The sequence below is a fragment of the Cerasicoccus frondis genome (assembly GCA_031296915.1).
GTDB classification, from domain to species: Bacteria; Verrucomicrobiota; Verrucomicrobiia; order Opitutales; family Cerasicoccaceae; genus Cerasicoccus; species Cerasicoccus frondis.
This window is the reverse complement of the sequence record JAVDPC010000001.1, coordinates 262,736-279,988: the sequence shown is the minus strand read 5'-3', so window position 1 is coordinate 279,988 and position 17,253 is coordinate 262,736. Positions and strand designations below refer to the sequence as shown.

Sequence of the window (17,253 nt, the reverse complement as noted above, 5' to 3'; positions counted from 1 at the left end):
ACGTAATGTATTGGGTTTGTTGGCTGTTTCCTGCATTGACGGTTAGCCTGATGGCATCGCCTGGGTTCGATGCGTTTGATTTGAGCTTTACGCTATTTGGCAATACGAACTTGAGTTTCGCTCGCTCAGCAGTCGCAGAACAATACAGCGAGAATTTCTCGGTCAGCTCTCAGAAGCAGGATGACTTTGACATCCCCATCGATTTTGGTGTCGAGAAATACGAATCCCAAGCACGCTGGAGTGGAAATTGGACTCAACACTATGAGGAAACTGAAACCGGCGTGACCCTAATCATCGAAGGGATCTTGGATCCCGCCAACAGCGCTTCCGTTACAACCGATTTTGAGCAGATTGCCGCCTCAGGCACAATGAATGGCTTTCTTGCTCTAGGCATTAGGCCCTCGTATCCCGTACTGCCTAGAAATTCATCCGACCTCATCCATGCAAGGATTGCGGCTTCCTTGTGGTAGCATCAAATTGATTCGAATGGAAGGAAAGGTTTTACTGGCGAAGCTGCTGGCCCTGTTCACGGATCGACTTAATCAGGAACTGTTGGATGCGATTGATTATCTGCAGGAGGAAGTTCGCGTATTGCAGCATCATCTCAAAAAGAAGTGCCCTAAATTGGTGGATGCTCAACGCAAGGTGCTCGCGGAGAAAGCTAAGAAATTAGGCAAAGCTATCGAGAAATACGCGAATCTTGTTTCGCCTGATACGCTGTATCGCTGGCATCGTCGGTTGCTTGCCCAGAAGTTTGATGGTTCCAAGGGGCGGACGTATCCAGGCCGATCGCGAAAGCCGAAAGAAGTGGAGGACTTGATTGTGCAAATAGCTCGCGAGAATCCGCGTTCTGGCTCTCTGGACATCACGAATCGCATGAACAACTTGGGCCATTCGATCTGCAAAGAAACGGTTCGCCAGATTCTGGAGCGTAACGGTATTGACCCCGCGCCAGAGCGTAGGAAACAAACGAGGTGGGCCGACTTTATTGCTCGCCACAAAGATGTGATCTGGGGCTGTGATTTCTTTACCGTTGAGGCTTGGTCTGGATTCCATCTAGCAACCTACTACGTGCTCTTTTTCATTCACTTGGAAAGTCGTCGGGTGATTTTCGGTGGTATGACCGAGAACCCAACTGGTGAGTGGTGCGAGCAGCAAGCCAGAGAACTGACCGGTTTTGATGGTCCGATTCAAGGCTTTAGGCGCAGGGGCTACCTCATTCATGATCGTGGCAGTAACTTTACCAGAGCATTCGGGAAGGTTTTTCGCAGCGTGAATATCAGGCCGCTGAAGCTTCCGGCGCGTTCACCGAATTTGAATGCGTTTGCTGAACGCTTTGTCCGATCGATCAAGCATGAATGCCTGAACCATCTAATCTTGATTGGCGAAGATTCGGTGCGCCGAGCCATTGAGCAGTATCTGGAGCATTATCACTCAGAGCGGAATCACCAAGGATTGGATAATATGATTCCATTTCCTAGCCCGGAACATGAACAATCAGTTGGCGGCGAGGGTAGGGTGGTCAAGCGCTCCAGATTAGGCGGACTCTTGAATTACTACCATCGCGAGGTGGCGTAGGCTTTTTGCCGATCAAATTACGTTGTCTACTGAAAGCGAGTTGTGACAGCTTGTTCTCTGTTGCTGTACGGATTCAATGAAAACGCTTGGTTCAGGCGGAAATTTGCAGGCGATGACTGTCAAGGAACGATGTTTCGGATGAAAGTCTGGCGATTTTTAGAAGCTCAGGCAATCGTTAAGCGCTGATGATTGTTGAGGTTAGCGGTATTTTTCGCCTCGGATGAATTTCTAGGCAGTACGGGTTCATTTTTCATTTACGGGATCTATTCCTATATACTAAAAACAGTATTAATATTAACAGAATTGCAAAAGTAATTAGTATAATTATGTAGTAGCCATGGATATGCTGACTATCCCTGTTCTCTTCTCTCAAAGAAGGTGCGTTATTTGTGTCAGACGAAATTTGTAAGGATGGTTCCCGTTTTGATTTTGGTAGGCTGTTATTTGTTGCAGGTTCTATGTCTTGAGTCTTAGGCGCAGATTTGATTAGGTTTTCCAGGTTGTCTATAGTATAGCCAATTTGCTTAGCCATGTATGCGTTGTCGGCTTGCATATACTGGCTCTGACGATTTTTAATATAATCCAAGCTTTCTTGAAGTGGAACTTTGCTTAATTCAGTAACTAGGCACAGTTGCAAGTAATCATCGCTCTCATCAAAAAAGTTTTGAAGTGCTTCATATCTTTCTTGGGCTGCTTTGTATGTGACTTGGTTTGCTTCCATTGACTGGTAATCCGCAGGGCAAGATCTGGTAATGGCATTTAATGCTAAAAATCTATATATTGGGTTCGGTGAATTAAATAGAGGTTCCCAGTCGGAAATAGTCGTCAATGGAAATTGCTCTTTATCGTGACTATGCAATTCTAACGCAACTGATTGATATCCGATCACGGCATTTGCAATTGCTATATCGCGTTCCCTGGGAGGAAGTATTCGAGATTCAGAAATGAGCATTTCAGGAACTTTACCTGGATCTCCTGCTTTAAGTTGGTTTACGAATAGCATAACCAATTCTCCTTGATCTTCTGCCGCATATTTGCTCAAGCCCGGACTATCTCTTTCATCAATAAATTCTTGGGGTAATAAAGTGCCACTAAATACTGCCGCCTCTTCAGAGCTGGCGAGTGCATCGGCATTTCCTGAAAGGCTATGAAGCTGGTTGATTGCATTTTGCGAATTCTCTTGACCAAAGCAGAATGCACTCAACAAATAGCTGGCGATGATGGGTAGTAGTATGTATGAATTAATTCTCATCTCGAGGTCGTTCAGTTCTGAAAACTAAATATGTATTTATATAATACAGTGGGTTCGGGATCAAATGCTTTTGCCCTAATACAAGCTTTGTCATTTCGCCGTCTGGATATTCAAGGTATAACCCAACAGACGTAGATCCATCTAGCATGAATAGTTTGAGGCCTCCATCTGCAAATTCTGCAACTCCCGATTGGCTTGCATCGTGGTCGGCCTATGGGGATAGATTTACTAACCGCTTTGCAGGATTTCCCCATAGGTCCAGCGATGGGGGAGTATTTGTGAAAATAGAACATCGAGACAATGTCCGTTGGCCCTAGTGTGATGTCAGCGAAGTTTAGCACATAGGTGTGCGACCTTTGCGATAATATCCTCTGCAGTTGCGGTCCAATAAAATGGCTTTGGGTTTTGGTTGTGTCGTTCGATGTATTTGAGGATGGCCAGTTTGAGTTCTTTGACGGATCGGTAGCATCCTCTTCTGATCTGGTCGTTGGTGATTTTAGCAAAGAAGCGCTCGACTTGATTGAGCCAGCTTGAGTGTGTTGGGATGAAGTGGGCGCGCCAACGTGGGTGTCGGGCAAACCATTGTTTCACGCTCGTGGTTTTATGGGTGGCGTAGTTGTCCATGACGATATGGATGTCCAAGTTTGCCGGGGTTTCTCGCTCGATCTTGCGCAGGAAGGAGAGGAACTCTTTCTGGGTATGCTTCTTTTGGCATTGGGCGTAAACTTCGCCGGTTTTGACATTGAGAGCGGCAAACAGGGTGGTGGTTCCGTGGCGGAAGTAGTCGCTGCTCATGGCCTCTGGGGCGCCGGGTTGCATGGGCAATAATGGCTGCGAACGTTCCAAGGCCTGGATTTGGCTTTTCTCGTCAACGCACAGCACCAGCGCGTTGGCCGGCGGGCTCATATACAAGCCCACGACATCCTTAACTTTTTCCACGAAAAATGGATCGGTCGATAATTGGAAGGTCCTGCTCCGGTGGGGCTGTAACCCGAAAGTGCGCCATATCTGCGAGATGCTCTCATGGGAAAGGCCTGTGCGCTGGGCCATTTTACGCGTGCTCCAATGCGTGCCATTAGGGGAGCGCGGATGGCACTTCAACGCAGGTAACCATAGAATCATTCTCAGCCAGCTTAAACACCGGTATTCTGAAACTAAACATTAGCCTTAGCCACTTCAGCCCCTATTTAATTTTGCGATCTCGGATGCCGATATGCGGTTAGCTTTAGATCGCTGCTAAGCGACTGCGCGAAGTGACTGACATAGTTTTCTTCTACTATCGATTTTAGATCGATGGATTCCATTTCACACACGTCGTGTAAGGAGAGGAAGAAGCCTATCCCGACTTTCTTCATTGATGATATTGGAAGGTGAACTTTTTTCCCTTCATTTACAGTTGCAACAACACATACTCGACCTGTTTCACATGCCACGCTCCATTCAACCGGATACGCGTCGAATTCACAATGGAGCGGATGTATGCTAATGGCATGATTGCCAGCCGATAATGTATAGGCACCGCTCTCTTTTTGCGTTACTGATACATCAGGAGCCGATAGCTCAATCGACAAATGTAGCTGATCTAGTTCAAAAGTGCCGTCTGAGGGTTTATCGAGGTGATCGTGCGAATCTCCTCGATTTGTAATGAGAGAGCAAACTGACAAAAGGTGCCCGTTTTTCTGGACAGTGCGCAATGCTCCCGATGCGAAGTCCTGCTCACCGTGCTTTAGTCTCACTCGCAGCACTGCAACATCTTCTCCCGTTCGCCAGTATCCAATAACTGGGTGCCGCTGTGTCCAGAGATTATCGATGTTGACGGAACCTATACAAGCATCGCCATCCAGCCATATCGCTCCATGGCGACAATCTTCTGGATTATCTGACCGGACATACTCTTGCTTTATGAAATGCTTCCTCGGTGTGCTGAGGATTGTTTCGCGAATAGCGCCTGGACAAGGAATTCGTGGTATCAACGCTGGGCTGAATAAATTGATAGCATCTATTTGCTGATCAAACTTATTGGAAATCGGAAAGTATAGTGGCGCCTCTAAGCCCTCCGCCAATATAAAAGTCTGCTCCGACGTGAGAAGGTCATTATAACTGCGTGCATGTGGTCCACATATTTGACGAGTGGGTAGATGAATTGCCTCCGAAAGTCTGCTCCAGTAAATTTCATGTATTTCTAGCATTAGGCGCTTTGCTTGCTCATCTCTGGAAAGAAATAGCCCACGTTCAACTTCAAGCAGCAATAGAATGCCATATGGTGGACTGTTATACTCATTAAAGCCACCATGCCTAAGGGTATGCTCAATAAAACGCTGTAAGCGCTGACGGCCATATGTTAACAGCATGGGGTGTTCAAGTTTTTCTCCAACGAGGATTGTCACCAAGGCGCCCTTTACCGCAATGTTCGTATACTCAGGCCCGACATTACGGCGAAAAATGGACTGGGCTGCTGCAGTTAATGAAGCCTTAATTTCGACTAGCAAATCCTTTGCGAGTAGTTTCCCATATCTGACATAAACGTGGACCAATCTCATACCGATGAAGTCAGCCCAATTCCAATCCGGTGGTCTCATTTTAGAGATGGGTTCCTCAAAGAACCAAGGCCAGATGCCATATGTTGGATTACATGGCTCCTGGTCCTGAGCCTCGATTACTGTATGCAAAATTCGTGAGGCATGGGCAATTGAATCAGCATTGCCTTCCTCTAGCAACGCGAGTGAAAAGTCCATCGCATCTCGAGTCAGTCTCACCATAGTTCCATTTGGAATGGTTGTATGATAATTTTGGCTTTTCGCAGCAGAGAATGGTATATCGCTCCCCTCGAGTAGTCTTGAACGGCAATTGTTTAAATATGCATTTATGATTGCCCGCTTCTGAGGTGTAGAATCTATCTTGAGCGAAGGAATTGATAAGTTTTCTGATATCATTATTAGATGATTTTATTAAATTCTAGAATCTAAAGTGCTATTGCATGTATTCGATCACTAGGTTTCAGAATTACCTTCGCTGAAATCGCTCTCTTGGTTGTTTATTGTCAGTAAGCGAAATTTTCGTGGATTGCCGTCTTTATTATAGATGAATACAATAAGACTCTCGTTTGGATTGACGGGGAGCTTCCGCGCAAAGCGTTCTTTCCAGCGCTCATCATCAATTTGGGAACCCAGGCGAACAAGGACGCTGGTTTCATTGGACGGCCCCAACTTTGCTGCGTTCGAGGCACCGGATTCCAGCAGCATTTTCTGATCATTAAAAAGGCATGCGACTGAGTTCGAGCACAGATTGTATATCCGTGCCTCACCAGATTTCAGGTTGCTGCTGCCAGCATTGACTGGGAATATCTTCGCAAAACCGTTTTTTGCTGGTGGGAAGAAGACTAGAATAACGTCCGTCAGCCCTTCGGGTAAATTGACACTCCCTATCGTTTTGCGTCCTCCGGAATCCGACCGAAAGAACTGGATTGGGCCGACGCCACGATACTCGTAAATTGGTGACATGCGATTTTGCGCCGCTTGAATCTCTTCTACCACTTCGTCGCCGGTTGGACTATATTTTATTCTGGGCGCGACATGCTCGACGCTGGAGTAGGGGTTTCCATCATCGTCTACTTTTTCAATGATTCGTGTATCGCCTCCTTCGGTTGGATACGATGGCCAAAGGAATACCTTGAACTTAACGGGTACTTCTCGTTGGGCCTGAGCCAAATGCGGCAAGATCAGGGAAGTGTAGAAGGCCAAAACTGCTGTTGCCATTCTCATGGGTTTCATCGGCTTACAATTGATTATCCGGGTTTTCAATCCAGCGGAAACCAACAATTTCATAACGGCGGCCGTGGGTGATGTTTTCTTGTTTGGTGAGATCGCTCAACGGGGTATTCGGGGCGTCACTTATGTCGAGAAATTCCGGGAGGCGCTGTATGAAAGCCTCTGCCCATGCCTGGCCTTCTATTTTACCTGTCAGTGGGTTTCGCGTTTCGCCATATGCGACGATGCGGAAAGTATCCGAACGAGCGTTGAGCACTGGGCCTAGTCGCGCTAGCAGATCGGCCTGCGTCAACCAGCCAGGAATTCCCTCTGTGCGCCAACCTTCTTCTGCCTTCTCAATAAAACCGTGGTCGGCGCGAGGAATTGCCTCAATGTATGAGGATTTCAAAGCCGCATTGATCTTTGAAGATTCCTGAGGAATGTCGAGTTCGGTAGCCTCTTCCAATGTAAGCTCATCTGCTGCCTTTATGGCCGCTGCAAGTGTTCCTTGCAGGCGAAATGCATCAACATCTTGATAGCTGGGAGCATTGTGATTTGGGTCACGGTTAACAAAGCTGGCCAAGCTGGTAAATGGGCCACGTCGTTTGACTTCTTTTACAATTTGACGCGCAAGATTAGTAATCTGATTTTGGGTGAGTGTGCGATAGCCGTGATAAGCCGTTTCGCTTTCAAAATCATCCAACTCAGTGTCAAATGCATCGCCGGGAGAAAATAAGGTCCTTACGAAAGGGGAGCCTTCGGGTTGTGTCGCATTCAAACTTTCCCCGTAGAACGAAGCCAGCAGGGCGCGCCAGGCTTTCTCAGAGGTTGAATTCACATTGAACATGCCGTCGACCAGAAATTGCGACGCAACTTCATCTGCAGCTATCGCGTTTGTGCCAATCGGGTGATGGGGCACGATACGCGAGTTTGTTGGTTCGCGGCTGGTTGCGTTGGGCAATGTTGAGAAAAAGAATCCATCCCAGAGGGCTTCATTGAGGAGGTATGAGTGGTCGTAGTGCACGCTGTCGAACTTGTAGAGGGCAGAAAGGTCACTGGGAGGGTTGTTATCCCATTGCATATAAGTGCTATCGAGCGGAATGCGCGAGTCGGCTTGGCTGGAGCCAATGGCGTATGCGGGCATATGGTTGTCGAAGCGGGCATACTCCATCCGATACAGCAATTTTTGCTTGTTGATGGTATTGTTGTCGTTCGTGAAATAGAGAGGGGCGTGCATCAATTGACCAATGCTCTGCAGGTAATTTCGGCCAGGGGGTGACTCGAATAAAATCGATTCTTCGACATAAACTTCATTGGTGTTTAAGCCGACGCCTGTATCATTCCCTATTGCTGGTAATCCGATGGCGATATCTTCACCGTCTTTGAAGACCTCGTAATACAGCGAAGGATTATTGTCATGAGCCTGATTTTGTAGATCTCGTCTATTGCTGTAGGAATTAAATGTATGCGGCGTTGGGCCTTGGGTGACTGCACGTGGGTTGTATTGTGAGATCCATTTTACCTTTGGATCATCACCATCAACAAAGTTTCGATAAATCTTCCAACCGATGCTGCCATCAAGTGAGGATACACCCAGTGTATCAGCCTGCTGGGTTGTTAGTAGATTTGCTTGTGGCGCAGCTACTCTATCTTCGCTGCTCATTCCTGTCGCTTGGCTTAACAGTTCGTTGTCAATAGTTGTGAACCGATAGCCAAAATTAATAATGTCATCGGCAGCGACCATGAAACCGTCGGGATTCAGTAACTCAGATTTTGTTTCAGTGGGAATCGTAAAGCAGGCGGATTCGCGATACCCGGGCTGCAATTCGTTTTGACCGGCTGCGGGTAGAGTATTTCTTGACAGCACGTCCAACTGAGTTCGTCCCGCTGGAGGACTAAATGCCACCGCTTGGCCTGGTTCGAGGCTCACGCTATTGATCGTGAAGCTAAGGCTGGCATCAAATGGTGAAGAGTCTGGCTTGAATACCGTTTTAGCTGAATTTGTTCCGTACTGAAAATGCTTATTGTCTTTATTTCGGACCTGCCACCACGCGAAGGTTTTTTCAAAATCATTACCTAGGGTTCCTGAATTATTACGATTTCGATAACCCTTTCCAATTTCAATCCGGTATTCTTTGCTCTCTAGTGCTCGGTCGTATGGATTCCATAAAACGACGGCAGGCAATATATCGAGCACCACTTGGTAGTAGCCGTCGGTATCTTGAACGGATGCGTCCACACGGGGCACAACATAGAACTGGACTTGAGTGACTACAGGGTGGAAGCCCGCTTGGCTGTCAGTCGTGGGTATAATCGGTAATTCGCCTTGATCATTCGGTAGGGTGGTAGCCCAGCTTTGAAGCTGTGTCCATAATGGTCCGCCAGGATCGTCGTCCGTTCCTTCAGAAATCTGAGGACCAAAGATCTGGCCTGCTGGCAGGTTGTCACCGTCGAACAGAGCACGAGTTAGGTCGAGTTTCAGGCCACCGTCTCGGGTGTTGGTTAGCAGTCCGTAACTTGCAGTCGTTAAGTCGTAACTATTGGTATCTAAAGAGGCTTTTGCGGTTTGATCTGGAGCAAGTATTTTGAGTTCACTATAGCTCTGGGTGAGGGTGCGGGCTTCATCTGGAATTTCATCGAGCCATGCCATGTTAGAGATTTGCGCGATCCCTGGAGTTTGTGCCGTAATTAGCTTTTCATATTGGTTGGAGCCGCTTGTTTTTAGGTTCGTTTTTGCTTTAATACCTTCATCGTCGATCCAGTAGGCATATCTACCATTATCAATCTCTTGTAGCGGAACATGGACCTGGTCGTCTTTTGTTAATTGAATCCAATTTTCATTGCTTGCCTCTGGTGTGATAAAATCGCCGTCATTCGGTTGGAGGCCCTGGTTTCCACTAATGAGCCATGAAAGAAGATTGCCATTCTCATCCCATACACCGGTCCAATAGGGCTCTGCTACATCATCATCAGTGAATGTCTCGGTATCGCTATCTAGCATGGATGCCCTTGCAGTAATGCGTTGATCTGGCCCGGTTAGGCGCTGGAGTTCACCGATTGCCACATTCAGAGCCATTAGTGCATTTTGCCGAGCTGAGTCACTACTTTTGGTTGATGTGGCCACTTGGCTTTCCACGGCAGTCATGCTCGTCAACGAGATCATGAGCAGGAAAAGAAAGGCCATAAGGGATAATGCAATGATGAGCGCAAATCCTTGAGAATATTTCGATAATTTATTGGGGGAGGGCGTTTTCACGACATCGCTTGGGGATATTATTGACACTGGTCTCAGGTTGGCATCCGAGTTGATCCTTCAGTTTGTACTAGATGCAGTTCTTGGGCAATGGTAGTATTTCGTTACACGTAACGATGTGCCCATCCGTGATGTTATTTTTGCTCATCTGCATTGTGGTGATCGATAACAGTGCCATCGTCACGAATATCTACCACTTCACTTTTTAGGCGTGTAAATAAGCGCCTCATGTCTCTAAGGCCTCCCCAGGTAAACCAAATACCGGTAATGAACGCTAAAATTATCGGGACGCCGACCCCTTGGATATGCCAGTAAGTGATCCAGACGCTTTCTGGCCAAGGAGCTATAAGGTACCAAATTGATCCAATGGTAACAATGAAGAACAGCGTCATGCTCCAAGCGAAAATCGAAAAAGCGATCCATTTATCTCCTGTGGTAAAGTTGCCATCGATACCTATCAGACGTTGAATAAAGGGTGGCTTGCCGTGGATGGCGTCACTTTCACCCTCGATTGCGTATTCGCCACGATGCAGCATCCGATCCATATTGAAAGGAGTTTTGCAGGTGATAAATGAAACGATCACGTAAATTACAATCGAAATAAGGGCTGTGTAGAATCCGATTTGAACGCCGTTGAGAGGAAAGTTTGATCCGTAGATCTGACGCAGTAGAATCCCGCCACCTGCAAGTATTGAGCCAGTCAACATGGATGCCCATGCTGCAGCAGTCGTTCCTCGGTCCCAGTAGAGTCCACCAATAATGGCGGATCCGGCACCACCAACAAATATGGCAGTGGTTACGCTCCACCACATTAATATGTACTCTGTTTGGCGGAAAAATATTCCGAACAGAAAAGCAAAAACGGCGACGCCTATTATGCCCAACCTAAGTGCTTTGATGTGGCCTTTGGGGCTAAATGGCTTTTTGCGCAAAGGCATCCACACGTCTTGAACAAAGATGCTACCCCACGAGTGTAAATGAGTCGAGTCGCCACCAAATATTCCCATCAACAGAACCGCACAAAATAGTCCCTTGATTCCGATAGGCAATAGGTAGGATATGGATATTGGCAGTTCCATTTGCTTAGCAATTCGAGCATCATCAATTTGCGTAATAGCTTCAGTTGCCGGTGCTGACTGTGCTGCAAAGTCTGGATTCTGAATGAAGGTGATTGCGCAAATAGCCAGGAGTGTCACCAATGCATATTTTCCCTGTTCTCGCCAGCGCCCTAAAATTCCCGCCATTCGTGATTCGTGTGGAGTGATAGATGCGGAGTTATACCCACTAGCATTTTGCCATGCCATAGTGCCATAAATCCCTGTAAACAGGACCATTGCCACAAACCATAAATTGAAATCCTTGACTTTCATTGAATCGAAGGGATTGAACATTGAATGTCCTGATGGCTTGTTGCCGAGGACTTCAACAATCTGATCCCAGTTAAACATCACCAACAGCGCAACGATGATGATGATGTAAAATATCTGAGAGAAAATTCCCTCAATGCAGTCAGTTATCATGACGGTGATCAGGCCGCCTGAGAGTGTTAGCGCAAGAGTGCCACATAAGAACACCGCCATGAGGGGTATGTATGTAGCCATCTCTAGGCCAAATATTGATATTTCAGTCGGCAGGCCCAAGATGTAGACCATAAAGCGAGCGCCAATTCCAGGTATGATGCCAAAGTTTAGAATTCCTGCCACAAAGCCCAATATCCCTGCAAATAATCGGAATCGATGGCTATAGCGTATCTCGAAGAACTGAGCTAACGTCATTGCGCGCGTTTGTCGGTAGCGGTAAACAACGAAACCAGAAATCGAAACAATCAGCAATATTGGGATGTTGAGCCATCCCCACCACGATATTGCGAAACCTGCCTGCCCGAATTTTTCAAAAAGAGCTACAAATACAACAGCGCCTGCTCCCATTTCTCCCTTAGCAACTGTCAATAAGTAGCGCCCCGCAAGTCGTCCACCAGACATGAAGTCGGCGACACTTTTCATCTGTTTGTTCATCCGTATGGCTACGGATACTAGAATTGCGATCGGAAGGATTAGTAGTATCCAGTCTACAAGGTGCATGGTCAAATAATAACTATACTGGGCCTATTTAAGTTCGGTCCGGCAGTAATGAACTAGATAAATGATTTTGCAGAAATTCTGTGTGATGCGCTTCTGTTGGGATTATTTAGATTGGCCAAGATGAATTTCTAGATATATGAAAAGAAGATTTATTGATTTCACGAACAGATAGGCTCGCACAGTGATAGTAGATCATCGACATGTGCTGTCGCCAACGCTACATGTGTATCAGCTGCGCCATAGTAAATTTTGACTTCACCATTGTCTTCTAGGATCATTCCACCTGGAAAAACTACGCTTCCCCTAAAGCCTTTTAGTTCGTAGGATTTATCGGGAGTTATCAGCGGCTTGCTGGACATGCCTATGACGCGCTGTGGATCAGATATATCCATGAGCATAATTCCGGCGAAGTATGTTTTGTTCCACACTTGATTTCCCCAAGCGTGTAACTGCTCATTCTCGTTTTTCATCACTGCATGAATCGTCGTTAGCCAACCCTGGGGTGTTTTTATTGGTGGTGCGGCGGGTCCTATTTTACAGTTGGCATATGGCACTTCTTCACTCCCTAGCACTAGTCGACTATTGCCCCAATGACGCAGATCGGGTGATGCTGATGACCAAATTTCAAATGCTTCAGGTTTCCCACGGCCATAAGTTGGAAATGGACGCTCAAGTCGATAATACTTTCCATTTATACGCTCTGGAAATAATACCATATTCCGATTATCCGGAGTCGTGATTGATAATAACTCAAAGTTTCTAAAGTCGTCAGTCTTAAGGATAGAACCGACGACGCCATGTTTAGTGTCCATGGCGGTACAGAGGATAATGTGGTTATCAATAACCGTGATCCTTGGGTCATACACGCGTATGATCTCCTCGGGGCCGAATCTATTATCGTGCGAATGACCGAATTGCTCTCGCGCTTGGTCAATGGTAAGTATTGGCTTGGGTTCGACTGTCCAGGATGTTCCATTTTTGCTGCGCGCTAGGCCGAGGCTACATCCGCCGAATATGGTTCCACCTTTATAGTCATAGTCATTCCGGAAGATCATTATGTAATCACCATCAATTTTGGCGACCCCGGCATTGAAGACGCAGTCTGCTTGATATGGGATGTTGTGGGAGGTGAGAATTGGATTATTGGGATACTTTGATACTGACATATTTTGATGGATGTGGGGTTGATGTATGTCTCAAATCCATACGCACCAATGGATTTATGCGATTTGAGTTTACTGGCATATGTATCTGCGCATTGAATTGATTCGGGTGTTCTGTGCAATTGCCCGATATCGTTAGCCGTAACGAAAAGAATGAGGGCGGCCAATTTGGCCGCCCTCGCATGTTGAATGTTTTTCTTACGCCGATTAGTATTCGCGCTCCAGATAGATTGCATCTAGGAAGAAGGCATGTTTGCCGTCCAATGATCTGGGGCTATCCACTTTGAATGTAATGGTTACTGTGCCTGCGGGTAGATTAAAACCGCCAAGATTGCGCCAGGCCATTACATTGGATGTTCCGAAGTATTTGCTGGTGGCTTCGGCTTCGCCATCTTGCATGCTTCCGTAGTCAAATGAACTTCCTATGTTGACGCGGTATTCAAATGGTGATGCCCAGTTTGTGTTTCCGGGTGATGATACGACACGTAAGTTGTAGTGTCCACCGCTTGCAAGGTCGAATGTATAGGATACATAGCGTGTTCCTGATGAGTTTGTGAAGAGTGCTAAATGTTTACCATCGTAGCTATCGCTGTGACTCCACTGGGACCAGGATGATGAGTTGCTCCATGTATAGTCTTCTCCTTCTTTCCAGTAGAGTGCTGGTCCCGTGAGTAGATACTTTTGTTCCAGCGAATACGAGAATGTTACAGCTGCTGTATTATTGTATGTGGATTCCGGGTAGGCGGGTGAACTGCCACCATGTTTTATGACTTGAGCAAAGTCGCTGCCTGTGGGGATTGTTACATGGTTCGTTGACCAGTTCGTTCGCCACGCGACGGCTACTTTCTGACCACCTTCCTTGATGTATTCGTAGCATTTTCCGCCGCTGCCAACGTTGCGCTCTTGCATGAAGCGTGCGCCATCCAGTAGGGAGAAGAGGTTCTGGAGGCCGTGAAAGTGCCACCTTTTTACTTTGCCACTGGATAGCATGCCAAAGCCGTACGGTTCGGCCGCGTAGTCTTTGAGGATGAAGGTGTCGACTCTCTCGACTGGGTAGATGTCCGCGATGTCTTTCGCCCAAAAGCGTATTAGTCGCTGTGTGTTCCAGCGTTGCTGATACCCCGAGTCGGCATAGGAGTGTGCGTATGGTCCGCTAAGTGCATATCCACCTTCTGTAATTAGTAAAGGTCGGAACGGTGCATTTGCAGCATCGACCATATCTCGCACAGCTTGAATTAGGGTTACGTAGTTGTCGTTCGCAGGATTGCTGGCCGAATTGTGCGAATAGGTGTGCAGGGAGTAGTAATCGACATATGCGCCACAACCGGCGTCGAGCATCTCTTCAAGCCAGCCATATATTTTTCCATTATGGGATGCGCCTGCCATAGATGCCATGATGATTTTGGCACCAGGGTCTTCTTCGCGAATAACCTGTGAATAGTCGATGAGCCATTCTTTGTGTTGAGCAATCGTGGTCCAAGGCTTTCCTTGTATGTTGTTGTGTTGATTGTAGAGTGGAATGTCTACTTCGTTACCAAGTTCATAATAATGAACCTTGCCTTTGTATTGTGCTACTTTTGCCCTAAATGCAGCAAGGACGGCTTCTCGGTCGGCTGTTTCAGACCACCATGAGGTATTGAAATGGAATGTGATTTTATATCCATACTGTTCGCAAAAATCCGTTACATCGGACCAAGCATTATCGTATGTGCTTTTATTCGCATTATATGTAGATCCATAAAAAGGTGGGACGCTGGTACGGATATGGCCAACTCCCAGTTCGTCTAGCCAGCCGTGAAGCTCAGTTGTGGGCGTCCCATCGCCTTGGGCTGAATTAACATATGCAAAGAATTCGTCACGCTCAATGCCTATGCCATAAACGTCCTTATCTATTTTACCGCTGAGACCGAATAGGCTAGCCGAGGATAGGGCAATGGTGCATGTTAGTAGGGCTAATCTGCTAAGTGGGGAAGCATTTGATTTATACATTCTATTATGGGGTTGTGTTGAAATCTGACTATGTTGTCTCAGTCAGAAAGGGTAGCTTTTGACCTTTTAGTAAAAAGGTTTGTTTACGGACTTAATTATGAGTGATTGATTTATTGCTAACAAGATGCTTGACTCGTTACACGTAACGAAGATGCTGATTGTAGCGGGGTGCAATGCAGGATTATTCTCCGATTGATTTCACAATCTTAATTGTTTTTATGCATAGTAGTAGACCCACCTTGAGGCAAATAGCGCAAAAATGTGGTGTGTCAGCGATGACGGTTTCACGTGCTCTGCGCAATCATCCTGAAATTCAGATGGAGACAAGGCGGCGTATATTGCGAGAAGCTGAAAAGATGGGATATCGACCAGATCCCAGGGTCTCTTCGCTCATGGTGCAGTTAAAGGGGGGGAAGCAGAATCAAGATGTAAATACTATTTGCTATCTGACCAGTTATCCGACTGCAAATAAGTGGAGGTCTTATCCCTTTACTGTAAATGCATATAATGGGGCAGCTAGTCGCGCTGATCAATTGGGCTATAGGCTTGAACATCTTTCACTGTATGATTCAGGTATGACGCCTCAGCGCGCCAGCAGTATTTTGCGCGCTAGAGGGGTTTCAGGTGTTATATTTGCACCTTTGCCAGAGCCGGGATGCATTAAAATTGATTTGGACTACTTTGCTGCGGCATCTATAGGCTATAGTTTGATTGCTCCCGATTTGCACCGTGCAGTAAATGACCAATACACTTCTGCCAGGATTGCCTATCAACAGCTTCTGAGTTCAGGATATAAAAGAATTGGCCTGGCGGTCTCAGGGGAAAGTGACGAGCGGGTCGAGCGGAAGTGGGTGGCTGGCTATGCTGCTGAGCGGGAGTATCATGCTAGTCGAAAGCTGGTTCCGGTCTGTCGTCCATTGCGTCTAGAGAGAGATGTGTTTTCAAAGTGGCTGCTTAGGCACAATATTGACGCAGTCATGGGGCTTGATGATCGCATCCCCGACTGGATTAGGGCGGCGGGATTGAAGGTTCCAGATGATGCTGGTTTTGCTCACTTGGATTGTGTGGATGCCGTCAAGTCTCACTCGGGTATCGATCAACATCCCTCTGCGATTGGTGAGCTTGCTATGGATTTAGTAGTCGAGCAAATTCTTAAGAATGAGCGCGGTGTGCCTGAAGCTCCAAAGATGGTCATGAATAGAGGGCATTGGCAATCTGGTAGCACTACGCTTTGATGTGTCCGTTAAATTCGTCTTGCAGTGCCTGTTAGTTGGGGCGCTTTTCTCTATAGCTCGCGGGGGTCATTTGCGTGTGGTCTTTGAACCATCGAGAAAAGTGAGATGCCTGTTTGAATCCAAGCGAGTAGGCGATTTCTTTAACCTTCATGTCTCCCTGTCTGAGCATATTTAGCGCAGATTCCAATCTTGTATCCTCAAAATATTGATGCGCTGTTTTGTTGTATGCATCTATGAATAATCGATTGAGCTGAAATGTGCTTAGGCCTAGTGAGCTTGCTAGGTTGCTGGCAGTGAAGGGTTCTTTGAAGCGCCAATTGTGGATCTTGGAGCTGGCGTCGAACGCAAGGGGGTCAACGTCTGGATTGCGGGCATGTATTGCGCCATCGGCTATCATGGCACTGCAATATTTAATAATCCAACTATATAGTAGCTCTTTTAATTTTAAGTACTGATCAATGTGAATTGATGTCTCGGGTAGTGCGTTTTGCGCATCAGGAAAATATCTTGCGATGTAGCTTTGTAGGGGGATTGCGGCTGCTAATAGCGTGGGGTGCTCGTGGTGATTGAGTATGTGGGCGCTTGATTCGTTGAATAGCAATTTGCCGTCTGCCCATGAGGCAGTAAAGCTTATGGACACTATATCTGCATCGTCGCTAAAGGTGCGATAGCTTGGCCCTACTGGTGGCATAAGCCACTGCTCATTGGTTGCTGTTACTCTGGCTTTGCCATACTCAAGTGTGACACTGCCTTGTCGGATGAACCATGCAACAAGACTTTTGATTTCCCTTTCTCCTGAGGATATAACTGGAACTCCTTCGTAGGACCAAATTAATCGAACGCTCAGGGAGGACCATTCGTATAGTGTCATTGGTGTTGTTTTATGGAGCGAAGGTAGGTTAGTTTGGGTATTTTATGAGCTCATTGATAATACCAAGCTGTACTGATTCACTATG

12 protein-coding genes are annotated in these 17,253 nt (G+C 46.7%); 3 read left to right on the top strand and 9 right to left on the bottom strand.

Features of this window, described 5'->3' with window-relative positions:
• Positions 1 to 5: 5 nt before the first annotated feature.
• Positions 6 to 470 carry a hypothetical protein gene (locus RBB63_RS01185; protein WP_309380269.1) on the top strand — a complete coding sequence of 155 codons (465 nt, stop codon included), beginning with the start codon at positions 6 to 8 and terminating at the stop codon, positions 468 to 470.
• A gap of 16 nt (positions 471 to 486) precedes the next feature.
• The gene (locus tag RBB63_RS01180) at positions 487 to 1,578 is read left to right on the top strand and encodes an integrase core domain-containing protein (RefSeq protein ID WP_309380267.1); all 1,092 of its coding nucleotides are present in this window, start codon (positions 487 to 489) and stop codon (positions 1,576 to 1,578) included.
• 250 nt (positions 1,579 to 1,828) lie between these two features.
• On the opposite strand, the gene RBB63_RS01175 is transcribed toward RBB63_RS01180, so the two are convergent.
• The 8 genes from RBB63_RS01175 to RBB63_RS01140 all read right to left on the bottom strand — a co-directional run bounded on the left by RBB63_RS01175 (position 1,829) and on the right by RBB63_RS01140 (position 15,062).
• A complete protein-coding gene (locus RBB63_RS01175) occupies positions 1,829 to 2,830 on the bottom strand; it encodes a hypothetical protein (RefSeq protein WP_309380265.1) in 1,002 nt (333 codons plus the stop codon).
• 324 nt (positions 2,831 to 3,154) lie between these two features.
• On the bottom strand, positions 3,155 to 3,952 hold the full coding sequence (locus RBB63_RS01170) for an IS630 family transposase (protein ID WP_309380263.1): 798 nt from the start codon (positions 3,950 to 3,952) through the stop codon (positions 3,155 to 3,157).
• A gap of 65 nt (positions 3,953 to 4,017) precedes the next feature.
• On the bottom strand, positions 4,018 to 5,763 hold the full coding sequence (locus tag RBB63_RS01165) for a hypothetical protein (RefSeq protein WP_309380261.1): 1,746 nt from the start codon (positions 5,761 to 5,763) through the stop codon (positions 4,018 to 4,020).
• A 57-nt stretch (positions 5,764 to 5,820) separates the two neighbouring features.
• Positions 5,821 to 6,585, bottom strand: a complete 765-nt coding sequence (locus tag RBB63_RS01160) for a hypothetical protein (RefSeq protein ID WP_309380259.1) — start codon at positions 6,583 to 6,585, stop codon at positions 5,821 to 5,823.
• 19 nt (positions 6,586 to 6,604) lie between these two features.
• Positions 6,605 to 9,832 carry a pilus assembly PilX family protein gene (locus RBB63_RS01155; protein WP_309380257.1) on the bottom strand — a complete coding sequence of 1,076 codons (3,228 nt, stop codon included), beginning with the start codon at positions 9,830 to 9,832 and terminating at the stop codon, positions 6,605 to 6,607.
• A 131-nt stretch (positions 9,833 to 9,963) separates the two neighbouring features.
• Positions 9,964 to 11,844, bottom strand: a complete 1,881-nt coding sequence (locus RBB63_RS01150; protein WP_309380255.1) for a sodium:solute symporter family protein — start codon at positions 11,842 to 11,844, stop codon at positions 9,964 to 9,966.
• Between the two features lie 224 nt (positions 11,845 to 12,068).
• Positions 12,069 to 13,076: a glycoside hydrolase family 130 protein gene (locus RBB63_RS01145; RefSeq protein WP_309380253.1), complete on the bottom strand. Its 1,008-nt coding sequence runs from the start codon at positions 13,074 to 13,076 to the stop codon at positions 12,069 to 12,071.
• 204 nt (positions 13,077 to 13,280) lie between these two features.
• The gene (locus tag RBB63_RS01140; RefSeq protein WP_309380251.1) at positions 13,281 to 15,062 is read right to left on the bottom strand and encodes a hypothetical protein; all 1,782 of its coding nucleotides are present in this window, start codon (positions 15,060 to 15,062) and stop codon (positions 13,281 to 13,283) included.
• 173 nt (positions 15,063 to 15,235) lie between these two features.
• Here RBB63_RS01140 and RBB63_RS01135 point away from each other — a divergent pair, with 173 nt between their 5' ends.
• On the top strand, positions 15,236 to 16,297 hold the full coding sequence (locus RBB63_RS01135) for a LacI family DNA-binding transcriptional regulator (RefSeq protein WP_309380249.1): 1,062 nt from the start codon (positions 15,236 to 15,238) through the stop codon (positions 16,295 to 16,297).
• Positions 16,298 to 16,328: 31 nt separating this feature from the next.
• Here the strand turns inward: RBB63_RS01135 and RBB63_RS01130 are convergent, their stop codons facing one another.
• Positions 16,329 to 17,168, bottom strand: a complete 840-nt coding sequence (locus RBB63_RS01130; RefSeq protein WP_309380247.1) for a helix-turn-helix transcriptional regulator — start codon at positions 17,166 to 17,168, stop codon at positions 16,329 to 16,331.
• Positions 17,169 to 17,253 lie beyond the last annotated feature (85 nt).